We start from the raw sequence: 17,484 nt of genomic DNA on the forward strand, positions 1-17,484 counted from the left end.
TAGCTGACGGACGGTGATTCACTCCCCTTAGGTGATTTGGGGGGGTGAAATGGCGCGGTTTGACCTGAGCGATCGAGAATGGGCTTTGATCAAGCCCTTGCTGCCGAATAAGCCGCGCGGTGTCGGTCGGGTCGACGACCGGCGGGTTCTCAACGGCATCTTCTATGTGCTGCGGACAGGCTCGCCCTGGCGAGATCTTCCGGAACGCTATGGCCCTTACACGACGGTCTATAACCGCTTTAACCGCTGGGCCAAGGCAGGCGTTTGGGTCCAGATCTTCGAGGTGTTGGCAGCTCGCTCGCCGCAGTCGATGGCGCTGATCGACAGTTCTATCGTCCGCGCCCATCAGCACGCCGCTGGGGGTAAAAAGGGGGCGAGGATCACGCCATTGGCCGTTCTCGTGGAGGACTGAGCACCAAGATCAATGCGGTCGTCGACGAGAACGGACTGCCGGTCCGGCTGATGCTAACCCCGGGGCAGGCCCACGATCTGCGTGCTGCGCCATTTCTGCTCCAAGGGCTCAAATGCCGTGATGTTGTGGCCGACCGTGGTTACGACGCCGATGCCCTCCTGCACATGATCAGAGCCCACGGAGCTAGGGCTCATATTCCCTCCACCAGCCAGCGAGTGGTCCAACGCTCCGTCAGCCGCCGCATCTATCGCAAGCGAAATCTGGTTGAGCGCTTCTTCTGCAAGCTCAAGCATTTCAGGCGCATCGCGACCCGTTTCGACAAGCTCGCTCGCAACTTTCTCGCGGCAGTCGCACTCGGCTCAACCCGCCTCTGGGCCAGGGCTTATGAGTCCACGCCCTAGTCTCGCGGCTGCACCACCTCGACATTGTCTTGGCCATGCGAGCCGTCGTCGAGCGATGACTTGACGAGTCCGGCCTCGACGCGGCGGGCGAACTCGGTGCTGCCGCCGCTCGCCAGCTCCTTCGCCTGCGAGACCCATTGCTCGCGCTCGATCCGGCCGGCGAACGCCAGATAGGAGCCGACCCATTTGGCGTGATCGGCGCTCCACGCTGCGATCTGCGCGAAGTGCCAGATGCCGAGGCCATGCAGCCGCGCCTCGTTCTGCTTGCCGATGCCCTTGATCAGCTTGAGATCGTCGGCTTGCCCGCCGCGCGGGGACGCCAGGCCGAGCGGCCGGCTGCCGGCGTGGGCCTCCTCGTTCTCGACCGACGGCATCAGCGTGGGCAGCTGCGCCATGAGATCGTTCGCCTCATGCTCGGTCAGGGGCGCGTCGGCCCGCTCGTCGATCGTGAGCGCGCCCGACTTCACCGCGGTCGAATGCACGGTATCGACTCCGGCTGCGAGCAGCTTGGCCTGCGCGATCCAATGCTCGCGCTCGATGCGGCCGGGGAACGCCATGTGATGGCCGACCCAGCCGGCATGGGCCGGCGACCAATCCGCAATCTGGCTGAAATGATGTACGCCGATGTCGTTGAGGATGGCCTCGTTCTTCGGCCCGATGCCCTTGATCAGCTTGAGATCGTCAGCAGCGCCGTCGGGAGCGGGCAGGGCCGGCGGACGGCCATCCTCGGCAGCGGCCGATTCCGCAGGCTCCGCGACGACGGTGGCGACTTCCGCGGCCAGGCGATCAGCCTCGGCATTCGCCGCGGCTTCTGCGGCCAGACGTTCGGCTTCGGCCTTCGCGGTGGCCTCGGCCGCCAGGCGGGCGGCCTCCGCTTCTGCTGTCGCGACCGTTTCTGCGGCAAGCCGCTCGGCCTCGGCCTTCGCTGCGGCTTCGGCAGCGAGGCGATCGGCCTCGGCCTTCGCGGCAGCTTCCGCGGCCAGACGATCAGCCTCGGCCGTCGCTGCGGCTTCTGCGGCGAGGCGATCGGCCTCGGCCTTTGCGGCAGCTTCCGCGGCGAGGCGATCGGCCTCGGCCTTTGCGGCAGCTTCCGCAGCGAGGCGATCGGCCTCGGCCTTTGCGGCGGCTTCGGCAGCGAGGCGATCGGCCTCGGCCTTCGCGGCAGCTTCCGCGGCCAGGCGATCGGCCTCGGCCTTTGCGGCGGCTTCGGCAGCGAGGCGATCAGCCTCGATGCTGGCCGCGACTTGCGCAGCCGGCGATGGGCTGTCGGCCCAAGGTCTCGCCGCCGCGGTCGCGCCGGCGAAGGCGACGCTGTTTCCAGGGCCTCCCGGCGACATCGCGCTGGTGTCACCCAGCCCGGCATATTCCTTCAGCTGGCCGCCGGCCAGGCAGCCGAGCACATAGGCGCCGACCATCAGCAGCGCGACCTCGAGCCATAGTCCGGCGCGGCCGGGCAGCACGCTCAGCATCGCCATCAGCGCGCCGATCGCGAAGGCCAGCGTGGCCGGCAACAGCCAGCTCCGCAGCCAGTCGGGGCGCTTGGCATTCGACCAGGTGCTCCAGCCGACGACGCCGCCGATCACGAGCGCGAGGAGGATCCAGAACAGGAACGTCGTCAGGTCGTACATCATGATGTCAGCGCCTCACTTCACGACGAATTCGATGCGGCGGTTCTGCGCGCGGCCTTCAGGCGTGTCGTTGGTGACGACCGGCTTGGTCTGGCCGTAGCCTTCCGAGGTCATGCGCGAGGTGTCGATGCCGGCCTCGCTGATATAGCTGACCACCGCCGCCGCGCGCCGCTTCGAGAGGTCCATGTTGTCCTCTTCGCTGCCGACATTGTCGGTGTGGCCTTCGATCGCGATCTCCGCCTCCTTGCAGCGCTGCGCCACGTCGACGATGTGATCGAGCAGCGCCAGCGACTCGCGGCTGAGCTCGGCGCTCCCGGTGCTGAAGCGGATCCGGCCCTTGGCGAGCAGGCCTTCGAACGCCGGCTGGCATTCTGCGACGGGCAGAGGCGGGCTCTCGGGCTTGACCCCGATCTTGACCGCATCGAGCTTGAGATCGCCGGCCGCGTCGGCAAGCTCTTTGCGCACCTGCTCTGCGGACTTGTCGTAGATGGCGAGCGCGTCGATCGAGATGGTCGCGTCCTTCGCGGTCAGCGATCCCGACCACAGCCGCGCCAGCGCCGGAAACGTCGCCTTCAGCGACTTGACGAAATCGTTGGGCGCGCCGTCCGCGATCTTCAGCCCGTCCTCGACCGTCTCGGTGAAGAAGGCCGCATTGGCCGCGCCGACGAGATCGCGGCGCGCCGCGTCGTCGGGGACGTAGCCGCTCAGCCGGACGCGGCCGTCCTGCTTCTGCAGGGCGAATGCGTAGGGCGAGACCGGGCCGTCGCGCACGTCGACGGCCGCGAGCGCAAACGGCGCGGGCAGCGCGCCGGCCAGCGTCTCACGCACCGAGGCGCCGGTGACGTTGGCAAGCCCGACGCCGCTGATCGAGACCTTCGTGTCGTTGATCTCGGCGCGCCCCTTCGCAAGCCTGGCGAGCTGCTGCAGCAGACCCGCGCCCGCCTTCGCCACGTCGCCGTCGGGCGCCCCGCGTGCGATGCCGATCTCGCCCTTGATCGGCTTGCCGTCGAATTGTCCGCCCGCCGCGCCCAGGATCGCCTCGCGTGCGGCCGTGCTGGGCGCGAGACCCGAAAGGCTCAGGCCGGTGCCGTCGAACTCTGCCGACCAGCGATAGGGTTTGATCTCCGGCGGCAGGATGTCGGCTTTCGCCAAGGTCAGGCCCGCGGGCAGCTTGCCGACGGCCGCCATCGCCTCGTCATAGGCGGCGGAGGAGGGCGCCTCGCCCGCAATCGTGTAGGTCGCGTCGGAAATGATGACGCGACCGGTGGTCAGCCGAGCCAGCTCGGCCAGCGCGTAGGCGGTGTAGGCGTTGAAATCGCCCGCCGGCGCACCACGCGCGATCTGCATGTGATGCATCACCGGCGTGCCAGGCGACGCTTTGGCCGCGGCCGCTTCGAGCGCGCGCCGGATCTCGTCGGTCGGAACGACGCCGGACATCACGACCGATTTGCCGTCGCGCACCGCGCTCCAGATGAAGGGCTTCGCCTCCGGCGGAAGAATCGCCACCTTGTCGAGCACGGCGCCGCCGGGCAGCTGTCGCGTCGCGGCGATCGCCGCCTCATAGATGTCCGAAGATGCCGCGGCGCCCGCAATCGAGTAGGCCTTGTCCGCGAGCGAGAACGTGCCGCCATTGAGCTTGCCGGCCTGCGCCAGGCCATGCGCCGCGATGGTGGCGTAGTCGGTCGGAGCACCCAGCGCATAGCCGAGCCGGTCGACGACCTCGCCGGCCGACGCAGCCCGGGCCGCCTTGAGCAGTGCATCGCGCGCGGCCGGTGTCGGCACGCCGCCTTCGAGCACCAGCTGCGTCGCGTTTCGGGCAGCCCGGAATGCGTAGGGCTTCGGTGACGGCAGCTTGTCGTAGCTGCCGTCGACCAGCCGCACGCCGTCCACGGCTGCCGCCTCCTCCAGCCGGTCGGACTGGTCGGCCCCGAACTCCGGTCCTTCGATGCGAACATCGCGCCCGGCGACGGAGACCTTCAGCGCCGTGGCGGTATCGGGTGCGGCGGCCGCGACCGCAGCGCGCGCTCGCGGTGCAATATCCTCTTCGACACTCGTTGTCTTGAAGCCGATGGCGACGAGCCACAGCACGGCCACGGCGATCAGTCCCGTCCACCATTTCGATGGTTGATGCATGTGAGAGCCCCTGTTTCCCCACCTGCGCCCGGTTCACCCGGATCGATCAGTCACCGCGAACCGCAAGATCGAGCGTAACAGAATCACCTTTGGAGACCAGCCGTCTGCGCGTTGTGTCCTTGACTATGCACAAGCGGAGATGGCGCCATTTTCGGCAGCCGTGCTCCTCGGGTCGCCTTCCGGCAGATGGCCGATCCGTCGAGGGTGGGATCAAAGTGTGACCGTTCGACGACGGCGGACGCGACGTCACGTCGCCTTAGCGGGGGACGTCGGTCTCCTCACTCCTCGAGCGCCCGCTTCAGCCGGCGGATGATGACGCCGCGGGCGCGGTCGTCGGCCGCCTGCTCGATACGCGCGTGAATGTCGAGCAGCAGGCCCGACATGTCGTTGTGCCAGTCGAGCCGCGTCACGGCTTCCGGTGCGAGCCGGCGCCGGCGTGCCACGTCGAGCGGCGTCGGCACGGCCTGCGTGAGCTCATAGACGTCGTCGAGCAGGGGCGAGAACACCTTTGCAGCCGGCACGATGCGCTCGGCGACGCGCTCTGCCAGCGCTGCAATTGCGGCCTCCTCGCCATGCGACAGGAACAGCCCGCGGGCGATCGGACGGCGGGCCGCGATCCAGCGCGCGATCTCGGCGCCATCGGCATGGCCGGAATAGTCGTCGATCATGCGGATGCGCGCCGCGACCTTGATCTCCTCGCCCTGGATGCGCACCGCCTTGACGCCGTCCTGCAGGAAGCGCCCCAGCGTGCCGTTGGCCTGGTAGCCGACCAGCAGCACGGTGGCGCGGTTGTTCCACAGCCAGCGCTTGAGATGATGGCGGATGCGGCCGGCATCGCACATGCCGCTGGCCGCGATGATGATGTGAAAGCCGGTCAGCTTCGCGATCGCCTTGCTCTCGTCGACGGTCTCGGTGAAGCGCAGATGCGGCGACGATAACAGGCGGCCGACATCGCTGCCGCCATCGAGGCTCTCGGTATGCGCGCGAAACACCTCGGTGGCGTGGATGGCGAGCGGCGAGTCGAGGAACACCGGCGCGGCCGGAATCTCGCCCTTCTCCATCAGGCCGACGAGATCGACGATCAGCTCCTGCGTCCGCTCCACCGCAAAGGCCGGGATCAGCAGCGCGCCCTTGGCGGAAGCGGCGTCGCGCACCTCGCCGGCGAGACGGCTGCGGCGCAGCTCCGGCGTGGTCGGCTCGCGGATGCGGTCGCCATAGGTCGCCTCCGCGATCACGTAGTCGAAGCCTTCCGGCGCTTTCGGGTCCGGCTGCAGCAGCTTGGCATCGGGCCCGACATCCCCGGAGGCCAGGAGCCGCAGCGGGGTGCCATCGGCGCCTTGGCCGGCGAATTCGATCTCGATCGACGCCGAGCCCAGCAGATGCCCGGCATTCCAATAGCGGGCGCGAACGCCGGGGATGATGTCGGTCCAGGTCTCGTAGGGAACGGCTTGAAAATATTGCAGCGATGCGATCGCGTCGGCCTGGGTGTAGATCGGGCTGACCTCGTCGCGTCCGCGTGCGATGTTGCGGCGGTTCAGCGCCAGCACCTCCTGCTCTTGGATGTTGCCGGCATCGGGCAGCATCCATGAGCAGAGATCGATGGTCCCGCGCGTGGCAAAGATCTTGCCGTCGAAGCCCATGCGAACCAGCTTCGGCAGCAGGCCGCTATGGTCGATATGCGCATGCGTCAGCAGCACCGCGTCGATGTCTTCAGGGCGGAACGGGAAGTCACCATAGTTGAGCTCCTTCAGCGTCTTCTGGCCCTGGAACAGGCCGCAATCGATCAGGAACTGGCTCTTGCCGCTCCGCACCAGATAGCAGGACCCGGTGACGGTGTGCGCGGCACCGCAGAAGCGAACGGTCACACTCATGCGGCGGTCTCCCATGAACGATGCATCGATGTGCGGCAATGGCCGATCACGGAGGACCGTGTGCCACGCCGGCGAAGGAATAGCCGTGATTGGCGCCGGCTGCCGCCGCGGCCAGATCATGCTCCGACGGGTCGCAGGTGAACACGCGATAAAGTGGCTCACCCTGGTCGACGCGGTCGCCGATCTTCTTGAACAGCCTGATGCCGGAGCCCTTGTTGACGGGGGCGCCGGCGGTCCGCGCCAGCCTGTTCAGCCGCAGGCAATCGATCGCGGAGACGACGCCGTCGCGCTCCGCCCGGACGTCGAAAGCGAGATCGCCGAGTTCGCTGCGGCACTCCGACGGCCCCTGGGCATCGATGATCTTTTGCATCTGCTTCAGCGCCGCGCCGCTGTCGAGCAGCTCGCGCGCCCTGTTGTAGCCGGCGCCGCCGCGCAGCTTCGGGTCGTATTCGAGCAGATGCGCCGCAAGCCGCAGCGACTTCTCGCGCAGATCAGCCGGGGCTGACGGCTCGTTGCCCAGCACGGCCATGACGTCGCGCGCTTCCAGCACCGGACCGATGCCGTTGCCGATCGGCTGGCGGCCGTCGGTCGTGATCACCTCGACCTTGAGGCCGAAGCGGTCGCCGACGAACTCGAACAGCTTGCGCAGGCGCATCGCCTCCGCGCCGCTGGTGAGTTTGGCGGTCGGGCCGACAGGCAGGTCGAGCAGCAGATGCGTCGAGCCGGCGGCGAGCTTCTTCGAGATGATCGAGGCGACCATCTGCTCGCGGGTGTCGAGGCTGAGCGGACGCTCGACCGAGATCAGGATGTCGTCCGCCGGCGACAGATTGACGTGGCCGCCCCAGATCACGCAGCCATTGCAGGCGGCGACGATCGATTTCATCTCCTCGGCGCCGACATTCACCCGCGCCAGCACCTCCATCGTATCGGCGGTGCCGGCCGGCGAGGTGATCGCGCGGGAGGAGGTTTTCGGAATGGTCAGGCCGTGCGCGGCGACGATCGGCACCACCACCATCGAGGTGCGGTTGCCGGGAATGCCGCCGATGCAGTGCTTGTCGACCACGACCGGCTCGGGCCATTTCAACTGAGTGCCCGCATTGGCCATCGCGCGGGTCAGCGCCAGCAGCTCGCCCGAGGTCATGAAGCTCGCAGAGCCGATCAGGAAGGCCGCGATCTCCATGTCGGAATAGCGGTAATGGGCGAGATCGTCGATCACGGCCGCGATCGCCTGGTCGCTCAAGGTCTCGCCGCGGATCTTGGCGCGGACCGCTTCCAGGCTTTCGGGCGGGGTGGCCGGCGACACCGTCGCCAGCGTGCCGGGAGCTTCGGCGAAGCGGCGCATCGCCGGCTCCGACAGGCCGATCTCGTCGGGACCGACCAGCGCATCGTCGTCGGTGATCAGAAGGGTCGCCAGCAGCGTTCGCGAGTTGCAGCGCAGCTCGACCCGGCTGAAGCCGCGGAACACTTCGGGCCGCAACGCCTTGGAACGGCGCGAGATCACGACCACGTTCTCGCGGCCCGTATCGAGCGCAACGCTGCGGATCTTGAGCTGAGGGCGGGCAGAATCTGCAATGATCATGGTCGGCACGATAAAGCTTATGCCCGCCGTTGCCAGGATGGTTGACCCAGATCATGCCGCGCCATCTGCCGGACAAGCCGAATTTTTTCTGAATGTGTCAGGCGGAAATTCGGACGCGGCGCATCCGTCCTCGGGCCGCGGGCCCGGGGGGCAACGAACAACAAAGAGTAGGGGAATCATGGTGTTGCGGTCTGCTTTGATCACAACGGCTGAGCGCCGGGGAAGGCGCGCGTTCAGCTGCGCTGTCCGAATTCGAGCTCTGCGGCTCCCTGATCGGGTTAACCGATTGTTCAAGCCGATGGCCCAGGGTTTCCGTGGGGCGTCCGTCCCGGCCTTTGCGCGCGCCGTCCGGCGCGTCAGCTGATCGAGCCCGACCGGAGTGGTAGATGCGGCAGTTGATTGCGAGCTTCCTGAAGAATCAGGCTGGCGCGACCTCGATCGAATACGCCATCATTGCCGGTGGATTGAGCATCGTGATCCTTGCGGCCGTCAATGGTCTCGGCTCCGGCCTGAGCAGCAAGTTCAGCTCGATCAACAGCTCGATCAAGTAGCCGGCCGATCGGACCGGCCAGTCGATCGTCACCGATCGATCAAGTCACAGGCGTCGTGATGCTGCACGACGCCTGCTGCGGTCTGCTCCCGTTCCTCCGCCCCATTCCATTTTGCCGTATGCCACGTGTCGCCTGCCGCCACGAACGAAGCTTCCGGCGGGGGCATCGCCGGAAGCTCGTGGAGCCGTCGGAGGTTCAACGGATCGGCGTCACCAGTTGCGCTGGGCGCGCAGCAGCATGCTCACCGTGTCCTGGTCCTTGAGCTGGTAGATCGCGGCCGGCTTGGCCGTGCTGGCGACGGCCGGAGCGATCACCGCCCCCGAATATTTCTGGTCGAGATGGCTGTAGGTCACATCGGCCGAGAAGGTCAGGCCCTTGACCGGAGTCCAGCGGGTGATGACGCCGATCTGTCCGAGATTGAAGTCGGGATTGCAGGTCGAGCCTGCGGTCAGCATCGCGGTCGCGGCGATGCCGGCGCAGATGAGGCTCGATCCCGTCTGGCCATAGCGCACCTGGGCGTAGGCGCCGTACAACGCCGAATTCCAGCGCGGATCCCAATTGTGGGTGAAGGCGCCGCGCATGCCCCAGGTCTGCACGGTCGACAGGCCCGTGCCGGTGCCGAACACCGCGTCGCCGACGCCGGCGAAGCCGATGCTCTGATAGGCGCCGGCCACGTTGGTGCCGCCATACATCGAATAGGTCGTGTTGGCGAGGCTCTGGAAGTTGTAGCGGCTCGCGCCGTCGGTATAGACCGCCTGCAGGTTGATGACGTCGCCCGGACCGGTTGGGATGTTCTTGATCGACAACGCCAGCTGCGCGGCCCAGCCCCATTTGTCCGAGGGGTGACCCGAGGTCTCGCTCGCGCCGTAATAGGCAGCGTGATTGTCATGCGCGGCGAATGACGCCTGGAAGATGCCCCACGCCTGGTCGACGCGAACCATGCCGATGATGTCGGGGGCGACAGTGCCGCCGAACGCGCTCGAGCCGTAATTGCCGCCGAGCACGCCGGATGCCGTGATGCCGGACGTGTTCCAGATGTTGGTGGTGAAGAACTGCGTCTGGTCCTCCAGCGAGACCGCGGCGGTGATGCCCTGGCCGAGATCGGCCGTGTAGGTGAGCTGGTTGACGCCGTTGTTGGAGCCGCTGCCGCCGACGAGACCGTCGAAATTGTTGCCGGGATAATTGGTCCAGGGAGCGTCGAAGGTCGACACCGCCTTGCCCATCGTGAAGCCGGCGAACTGAATGAAGGCGTAGTAGACCCCGACGATGCCGCCCGAGATGGCGTCGCCGGTGTAGGAGGTCGCGCCGGTGCCGGAGCCGGTCCCCGCAGCGGAACCCGACGTCCAGCTGAAGACGGCATCGAAATAGGTGCGCACCACGCCGTATTCGGTCGCGGTGCGCGTATCGATGTTGACGTCCTGGCGTGCTCGGGTCTGATAGCGGTTGCTCAGGCGATTGTCGGCGCCGGCCACGCCGCTATAGGCGCCGCCATAGTTGCTGTTCGTCCACATCGCGGTCTCGGCGCGCAGATAGCCGCCGAGCTTGATGCAGGTGTCGGTGCCCGGAATGTAATAGAAGCCCGTGCCGTACAGCGAGCACACCTTCACATATTCGACAGCCTTGGCCTTCAAGGGAAGGTCTGCGGCCTGAGCCGCCACGGCGGACAGTATCACTGCTCCCGATCCGAGTAGCAGGCCCCTCAACGTCTTCATGTCCGTTTCTCCGGTTGATCGACGATTCACACGGTCCCCGCCGCGTGTCGCCTCTGGCTTCGCCAGATCGCTGCTGCTCTCACACCCGCGTCTGATTTCCGGCCGATCGGCTCGGCTGGCGGAACGATTGAACAAGGTGTGCATGAGCCGATTTCAATTTGATGAATGTGCTCTGGTTCGCGCGTGCTCCGGGCGATCGTCGTTAACGCGCTCTCGCTCGACCCGACTCTGCCGTGGGCACGCCTCCGTTTTGGCCTCTGCGTGTCGTTCTGTTAATGGTGCCAATCGTGAATAGGGTAGGTGGGAATCCCGAATAATCCCGGTCTCACGATCAAGACGTCATCATGCGGTCGCCTTCGTCGGCGCCGCGCGATGAGTTTCCGAGTTGCGCCTGACGAACTAGCGGCGGTTGGGCTCGGCGTGGATGGGCGGTCGATGTGACGTCGCCGCAACCAATCCGTTTGTGCCGTACTCTGCCGCGCGCGAGATGGCATCCAGAGTGGCACCACTGCGCCAGCGCTTGACGAAATCGAGAAAGACCTGCAGCGGCATCGGCGGTTGGCGGCGGCTCGGATGATACAGAAACAGCCCGGGCGTGGCGTAGCCCCAATCGGGCAGCAGCCGCACCAGCCGTCCTTCGGCAAGATGCTCTTCGATCATCGGCTCGACGAGGTAGGCGACACCGATGCCGTCGAGTGCGGCGTTCAGGGCGAGATCGAAATCGTTGACGATGAGGGAGCCGTCCACGGCAATTTCGGTGCGCTCGCCGCCTTTGTCGAAGATCCATGGCTGCAGCGTATCGTCAGCAGGGACCCGATGCCGAATGCAATTATGGATCTGGAGATCTTCGGGAACGGCCGGCGCGGGATGTGACGCGAGATAGGCCGGCGCGGCAACCGCGACGAAGCTGCACTCGTCGAACACGCGGATGACCTTCATGTCGCGCTCTACCCGGTGGCCGGCTCGGATGCCGGCATCGAAGCGATTGCGCACGATGTCACTGTTGGTGTCGTCGACAGCCAGCTCGAGGTGGATGTCCGGATATTCGGCCAGGAACGACCTGATCAAGGGGCCAAGCCCTCGCAGGGCGAACACGCGTGATACGGTCAGGCGCAACGTGCCCATCGGCTTGTCGCGGAACGCGTTGATGCTCTCGATCGCCTGGTCGACACGTTCGAGGATCGGCTGAATTTCCGCCAGCAGGCGTTCGCCGGCTTCCGTGAGGGCCACGCTGCGCGTCGTGCGATTGAACAGCCTGACGTCCAGCCTCTCCTCGAGGCTCTTGATGGTTTGACTGATGGTGGGCAAGGAGCAGCCGAGATGAGCGGCAGCCTTGGTGAAGCTCAACGAATCCGCGACGGCCGCGAACGCGGAGAGCTCAGACAGCTGAACCCGTGCCATCGCTAGGCGCGCTGCACCGGGCGTCGGTTCACGTCGTACTGAAACATCCACATCCCCCTGAACGTTATGTCGCGCAGAAGGGACCACTCCGCCAATGTCGATCCCACCATCATCGATCGAGTATTTCCCCTGTCCCGCAGGAGGCCATACCGGATCGTTACCCGCGCCGGAGAGCTAGGCGCGTCCTGCTCATTCCGCAAGCATCGAAACCCCGTCTGGGCGATCACAAATCCGCGCCTGATCGCGGGATCGGCGCTTCCCGGTTCGACTCACCTGATGCACACAGGCGTCGGGTGCGAAGTGCGCATGAGGCCAACTCGCCCGCCGCGCCAAGGTCGAGGGGGCCAAGGGAACTCGTGCGCCGCTCGACGTGGCCGGAGGTCTTCGACGAACCCGGCCTCAGCTCGCCTTGCGCGAGCGGGCCGGCGCTCTGGCCGGCTTCTCGGACTTTTTCGGCTCTTCCGCCTTCTTTGGCTCGTCCTTGGCCTTCTTGCCGCTGATCGGCAGCAGCATCTCACGCTGCCCCTCGACGCGCTTCTTCGGCTTCTTGGCCTTCGCCTTCGGCGCAGGGGCGGCGGCGGGCGCCTTTTCGCCCTCGCTGGCAAGGCTGCGCTTCAAGGCGTCCATCAGGTTGATCACGTTGCCGCTCGACTTCGGCGCCGCCTTGGCCGTTATGGTCACACCGTTGCGCTTCTTGTTGATCAGCTCGATCAGCGCTTCCTCGTAGTGATCCTCGAAATTCTCCGGCTGGAAGTCGGCCGATTTCTTCTCGACGATGTGCTTGGCGAGATCCAGCATGTCGCTGGTGATCTTCACGTCCTGGATGTCGTCGAAATAGTCCTGCTCGTTGCGCACTTCGTAGGGGTAGCGCAGCAGCGTTCCCATGAGGCCCTTGCCGAGCGGCTCCAGCGCGATGATGTGCTCGCGGTTGGTCAGCACCACGCGGCCGATCGCGACCTTGTCCATGCTGCGGATGGTCTCGCGAATGACCGCGAATGCATCGTGACCGACCTTGCCGTCGGGCACGAGGTAGTAGGGACGGATCAGATAACGGCTGTCGATGTCGGTGCGCGGCACGAACTCGTCGATCTCGATCGTGTGCGTGGACTCCAGCGCGATGTCGTCGAGCTCGTCCTTGGTCACCTCGATATAGGTGTCGGTGTCGACCTTGTAGCCCTTGACGATGTCGTCATTGGCGACTTCCTCGCCGGTCTCGGCGTCGACCCTGCTGTATTTGATGCGGTGGCCGGTCTTGCGGTTGATCTGGTTGAAGGAGACCTTCTCGGACTCCGACGTCGCCGGATAGAGCGCGACCGGACAGGTCACGAGCGACAGCCGCAGAAAACCCTTCCAATTGGCGCGCGGGGCCATGATCTACTCCACTCAACTGCAAACTGACGGGCATGCTCCCCGGACCGGGCTGCTGCGCATGTAGTTCTCGCGGCGGCCGCGAGGATAACATCGCAGGCTGCGGATTCAACAAGTGTGCCCAGAGATTCTGAGAGCGGCGTTAACTGGTCGCAGCCGGGCCGGTCGCCGGAACATCATGTGGCGGCCGACGTTGCCAACGGGAGCAACGAAGAGAGCGCGATACCGCGTTCGAATGTGAATACCAGCGAGCTGAGGGCGCCATGGCCACGAGACGACAGTCGCAGATCGTCGAAACTCCCACCGAAGCGAGGCAGGGTGAGCCGGGCCCGTCAGTCCTGGCGATGCTGGCCATCTCCACCGGCCTGGCGCTGCTGGTCCTGGGTCTGGTGTGGTTCGTGTTCTTCCACACCTGATGATACCCGGAGCGGGGCGGCGCGGAATGACCGGTCGTAGGCCGCGTCACCCGCCCGAGCCTGCCGCTTCCCTACGATCCGGCCCGGCCGCATGGCCGGGCTTTTCATCGTCACTCCCCAGAGCTTATATCCGCCCCAATTCTGCCGGCCCTTGCCGGCGGCCCCGATCGAGATGACCAAAATGTAACTTGGTCGGTCGGGTTCCGTTCATGCGCGGTTCACGGCCCTCCGGTTCATCTTGAGGGCGGAAATCGTGCAGTTCAGCTTTGGAGGCAAGCGTGCGTCTGCTCGTTGTCGAGGACGATCCGGATCTCAACCGTCAGCTCACCACGGCCCTGAGCGACGCCGGCTACGTCGTGGACCGTGCGTTCGACGGTGAGGAGGGGCATTTCCTGGGTGACAGTGAGCCCTATGACGCCGTGGTGCTCGACATCGGCCTGCCGAAGATGGACGGCATCTCGGTGCTGGAGGCCTGGCGGCGCAATGGCCGGGCGATGCCGGTCCTGATCCTGACCGCGCGCGACCGCTGGAGCGACAAGGTGCAGGGCTTCGACGCCGGCGCGGACGACTACGTCGCCAAGCCGTTCCATCTCGAGGAGGTGCTGGCGCGCATCCGCGCGCTGCTGCGTCGCTCCGCCGGCCATGCCCAGAGCGAATTGACCTGCGGGCCCGTCACGCTCGATACCCGTACGGGTAAAGTCAGCGTGTCGGGCAATCCCGTCAAGATGACCTCACACGAATACCGCCTGCTGTCGTATCTGATGCACCATTCCGGCCGCGTCGTCTCCCGCAGCGAGCTGGTCGAGCATCTCTACGACCAGGACTTCGACCGCGACTCGAACACCATCGAAGTGTTCGTCGGCCGTATCAGGAAGAAGCTGGATTGCGACGTGATCCAGACCGTGCGCGGGCTCGGCTATCTGCTCACCCCGCCGCCGGCCGCGGGGGCCTGATCGGTGTCCGGCGCCTGCCATTGAGGTGGCCGGGCGCCGGCCGTTTCGCTAGTTTGCGGTCATGCGCCAGAGTTCACTTGCCACCCGGTTGTTCCTGTCCGCGACCGCGTGGCTCGTGGTCATCCTCGCCATCACGGGCATCGTGCTGTCCTCGGTCTATCGCAACGCGACCGAGCGTGCGTTCGACCGTAGGCTCAATCTTTATCTCCGCACGCTGATCGCGGAGGTCGCCACCCCCGACGATCCGCCCGACCGGCAATTCCAGTCGCTCGGCGAGCCGCTGTTCGAGTTGCCGCTGTCCGGCTGGTACTGGCAGATCACCCGCACCGACGCCGACAAGCCGGAGGTGCGGGCGTCGCGCTCGCTGTGGGACAAGAAGCTTCCCAAGCTGGAGGAGCAGGGGATCGAGCTGACCGCCGCCGGTATCCGGATCGGCTATGTCGAGGGACCGGAGAACCAGGATCTGCGCATGGTCGAACGGCCGGTCGATCTCGGCTCCGACGGCAAATTCCTCGTCAGCGTCGCCGGCGATGCCACCGAGATCTTCGACGAGACCCGCAGCTTCGACTATTACCTCGGTGGCACCTTCACGGCGCTCGGCATCGTGCTGCTGCTCACCACGGTCTTCCAGGTCAATTATGGCCTCGCGCCCTTGAAGCGCATTTCGGAGTCGATCGCCGATATCCGCTCCGGCCGGGCCGAGCGGCTGGAGGGCGAATTTCCGGTCGAGATCGCGCCGCTGGCGCGCGAGACCAATGCGCTGATCGACGCCAATCGCGAGATCGTCGAGCGGGCGCGGACCCATGTCGGCAATCTCGCCCATGCCATCAAGACGCCGCTGTCGGTGATCGTCAACGAGGCCACCACCCATGCCGCCGATCCGTTCGCGGCCAAGGTCATGGAGCAGGCGGATGTGATGCGCGACCAGGTCGCCCATCATCTGGAGCGGGCGCGGATCGCCGCCCGCGTTACCATCGTCTCGACGGTCACCGAGGTGGCGCCGGCGATCGAGGCGCTGCGCCGCACCATGGAGAAGATCTATCGCGAGCGCAGCCTGACCGTGGAGGCGACCGCCGATCCCGCCGCCCGGTTTCGCGGCGAGCGCCAGGATCTGGAGGAGATGGTCGGCAATCTCATCGACAATGCCTGCAAATGGGCGGCATCGCGGGTCTCGGTCGAGGTCACGGTGCAGCCGCCGGCCCAGGCGGGGGCCACCTCGACGCTGCGGATCGTCGTCGACGACGATGGGCGGGGCCTGTCGGCGGTCGAACGCGCCCAGGTGTTGCGGCGCGGCCAGCGGCTGGACGAGTCCAAGCCGGGATCGGGGCTCGGCCTGTCGATCGTCAGCGATCTGGCGGCCCTATATGGAGGGCAGCTGACCCTGGGCGATGCGCCGGTCGGGGGGCTCCGGGCCGAGCTGCGGCTGCCCGGCGTTTAACGGGGGCGGCGAATTTCGCCATCCTAAAGGTGTTCTTAATACCGCGGACGTTATGGTCGGGGCCGGGGTGCGCGATGTGCGCTCTCGCCGTGGAAATTTGCACGCCGGCGCATGGGTCAGACAGCTCACGAGCGATTGAGGGAATATCTCGGGCAGCTGCCGCCGAACGCGCAGTCGCTCCTGATGCGCGAGTTCGAGCGCGCCATCGAGCGCGGCCAGGACGTCGCCGTGGCGACCCTGGTGCTCGAGCAGCTGCGCAAGGTGGTCCGTCCAGCAGCCGCCGTTGCACCGCCGCCGGCCGCTCCGCCGGCGCGTCCGCCGCAACCCATCGAGGCCCGCCCGCAGGCGCGCGAGGAGCGCCGCCAGAGCGGCGACGGCCCGCGCCGGCTGTTCCGGCCGCTGGAGCCGTTCCTCACCGATTCCACCGGCCCGTTGCGTCCCGGCCAGATCCGCCGCGGCTCGCTGCTCGCGGTCTGGCAGTGGCTCGGCCGCGAAGGCGCGCCCGAGCGCTATGCCGAGTTCGATGCCGCGATGTCGGTCGGAAGCGACAGCTCGCGCGAGGTCGAAGTCGCCGCGCGCAAGCTGCAGCTCGCCGCCGCCGAGGCGCTGATGAAGCTGGTCGGCCCCAACGCCACCGGCGACCGCCAGCGCCTGCTCGCCCGCATCGGGGCGCCCAGCGTGATCGAGGATCTGCTGCCGATTGCGCTGGTGCTGCAGAACCGCGAGGCGCTCGACGGCCTCAACGGCCGGCTGCCCGGTATCATTCGCGTGCTCGGCGATTCCCAGATCGCCTCCGTCACCGACGCCATCAACGTGCCGTCGCTGCAGACGCCCTCGATGCTGCCCTTCGCGCTGTCGCTGGTGATGCAGCGGCTCGCCGCGCCCTGGCAGATCATCCGCCTGGCCACCAAGATCGCGGCCTCCGACGACGAGATCCGCGTCGCGGCGACGCCGTTCGGCGTCGCCGTCACCATCGCGCTCAACGACCTGGCGAACCTCGCGGCAAGCCTGCGCGCCGACATTCGCCGCGGGCACTTCTCCAATCTCGGCGACACGCTGAAGACGCTGCATGACGGCGTCCGCGGCCTGCGCACCGAGCTCGACCTGCGCTCCGAATCCAATTGGGGCAAGCAGCTGACGGCGATCCGCGCCGACATCTCCAACGCCTTGCAATCCGAGATCGACAGCGTGCCCGGCCGCGCCCGCCGCATCCTGCGCCAGCGCGCCGACAAGGACATTCCGGCCGGCGCCGGCGTCGACGGCGGCGAGGTCGAGGAGGTGGCGGCGCTGATCGAGTTCGTCGCGGTGTGCCGCAACTATGCCAGCGAGCTCGCGATCAACGAGGTGACGCTGCGGACCTATACCGACCTGCAGCAATATGTCGAAAAGGCGACCGAGGCCCTGGTGCAGTCGCTGCGGTCGGGCGATGCGCGGGCGCGCGCCTATCGGCAGTCGCAGGTGTCGGCGGCGATCCGCTTTTGCCACGTGCTGTTCGGCAACGACTACGCCCAATTGATGAGTAGGTCGGCCGAAAACGCCATGAACGGCGAGCGAAAATCCTCGCGCGCCGGCTAGATTTTTTGTTATCTTAAGCTCGTTTTCTCGTACGCAATTTTAGGTT

The 17,484-nt window shown here is 66.5% G+C and carries 13 protein-coding genes; 6 read left to right on the forward strand and 7 right to left on the reverse strand.

Features of this window, described 5'->3' with window-relative positions; genetic code table 11:
- Positions 1–49: 49 nt before the first annotated feature.
- Positions 50–813, forward strand: a protein-coding gene (locus tag QXZ94_RS03765; protein ID WP_315719298.1) for an IS5 family transposase whose coding sequence is annotated in 2 segments (ribosomal slippage) — positions 50–385 and positions 388–813 — 762 coding nt in all. Because the reading frame shifts where the segments join, the coding sequence is not laid out codon by codon here.
- On the opposite strand, the gene QXZ94_RS03770 is transcribed toward QXZ94_RS03765, so the two are convergent.
- The 4 genes from QXZ94_RS03770 to QXZ94_RS03785 form a co-directional block, all read right to left on the reverse strand.
- Positions 810–2,444, reverse strand: coding sequence for a cell envelope biogenesis protein TolA (locus QXZ94_RS03770; protein WP_315719299.1), 1,635 nt, complete (start codon positions 2,442–2,444; stop codon positions 810–812). The two genes, QXZ94_RS03765 and QXZ94_RS03770, sit on opposite strands and share 4 nt — an antisense overlap.
- A 12-nt stretch (positions 2,445–2,456) precedes the next feature.
- Entirely contained in the window at positions 2,457–4,574 is a 2,118-nt protein-coding gene (locus QXZ94_RS03775) for an OmpA family protein (RefSeq protein WP_315719300.1), read from the reverse strand.
- Between the two features lie 278 nt (positions 4,575–4,852).
- Positions 4,853–6,445 carry an MBL fold metallo-hydrolase gene (locus QXZ94_RS03780; protein ID WP_315719301.1) on the reverse strand — a complete coding sequence of 531 codons (1,593 nt, stop codon included), beginning with the start codon at positions 6,443–6,445 and terminating at the stop codon, positions 4,853–4,855.
- Between the two features lie 46 nt (positions 6,446–6,491).
- Complete coding sequence (locus tag QXZ94_RS03785) at positions 6,492–8,024, reverse strand: thymidine phosphorylase family protein (protein ID WP_315719302.1); 1,533 nt, start codon at positions 8,022–8,024, stop codon at positions 6,492–6,494.
- A 386-nt stretch (positions 8,025–8,410) separates the two neighbouring features.
- Here QXZ94_RS03785 and QXZ94_RS03790 point away from each other — a divergent pair, with 386 nt between their 5' ends.
- Positions 8,411–8,575, forward strand: a complete 165-nt coding sequence (locus tag QXZ94_RS03790; protein WP_172131041.1) for a Flp family type IVb pilin — start codon at positions 8,411–8,413, stop codon at positions 8,573–8,575.
- 209 nt (positions 8,576–8,784) lie between these two features.
- Here QXZ94_RS03790 and QXZ94_RS03795 read toward each other — a convergent pair whose 3' ends face one another.
- The 3 genes from QXZ94_RS03795 to QXZ94_RS03805 all read right to left on the reverse strand — a co-directional run bounded on the left by QXZ94_RS03795 (position 8,785) and on the right by QXZ94_RS03805 (position 13,059).
- On the reverse strand, positions 8,785–10,287 hold the full coding sequence (locus QXZ94_RS03795) for a porin (RefSeq protein WP_172113700.1): 1,503 nt from the start codon (positions 10,285–10,287) through the stop codon (positions 8,785–8,787).
- A gap of 399 nt (positions 10,288–10,686) precedes the next feature.
- Entirely contained in the window at positions 10,687–11,688 is a 1,002-nt protein-coding gene (locus QXZ94_RS03800; protein WP_172113869.1) for a LysR family transcriptional regulator, read from the reverse strand.
- Positions 11,689–12,087: 399 nt separating this feature from the next.
- A complete protein-coding gene (locus QXZ94_RS03805) occupies positions 12,088–13,059 on the reverse strand; it encodes a Ku protein (RefSeq protein ID WP_172131039.1) in 972 nt (323 codons plus the stop codon).
- Between the two features lie 260 nt (positions 13,060–13,319).
- Between QXZ94_RS03805 and QXZ94_RS03810 the strand changes: the two genes are divergently transcribed.
- The 4 genes from QXZ94_RS03810 to QXZ94_RS03825 all read left to right on the forward strand — a co-directional run bounded on the left by QXZ94_RS03810 (position 13,320) and on the right by QXZ94_RS03825 (position 17,438).
- On the forward strand, positions 13,320–13,472 hold the full coding sequence (locus tag QXZ94_RS03810) for a hypothetical protein (protein ID WP_172113702.1): 153 nt from the start codon (positions 13,320–13,322) through the stop codon (positions 13,470–13,472).
- A gap of 278 nt (positions 13,473–13,750) precedes the next feature.
- A complete protein-coding gene (locus tag QXZ94_RS03815) occupies positions 13,751–14,425 on the forward strand; it encodes a response regulator transcription factor (RefSeq protein WP_172113703.1) in 675 nt (224 codons plus the stop codon).
- A gap of 61 nt (positions 14,426–14,486) precedes the next feature.
- On the forward strand, positions 14,487–15,863 hold the full coding sequence (locus QXZ94_RS03820; protein ID WP_315719303.1) for a sensor histidine kinase: 1,377 nt from the start codon (positions 14,487–14,489) through the stop codon (positions 15,861–15,863).
- A gap of 111 nt (positions 15,864–15,974) precedes the next feature.
- A complete protein-coding gene (locus tag QXZ94_RS03825; protein WP_315719304.1) occupies positions 15,975–17,438 on the forward strand; it encodes a hypothetical protein in 1,464 nt (487 codons plus the stop codon).
- The last annotated feature ends 46 nt before the right edge of the window (positions 17,439–17,484 follow it).

It is taken from the genome of Bradyrhizobium sp. SZCCHNS2022, assembly GCF_032377575.1.
Lineage (GTDB): Bacteria > Pseudomonadota > Alphaproteobacteria > Rhizobiales > Xanthobacteraceae > Bradyrhizobium > Bradyrhizobium aeschynomenes.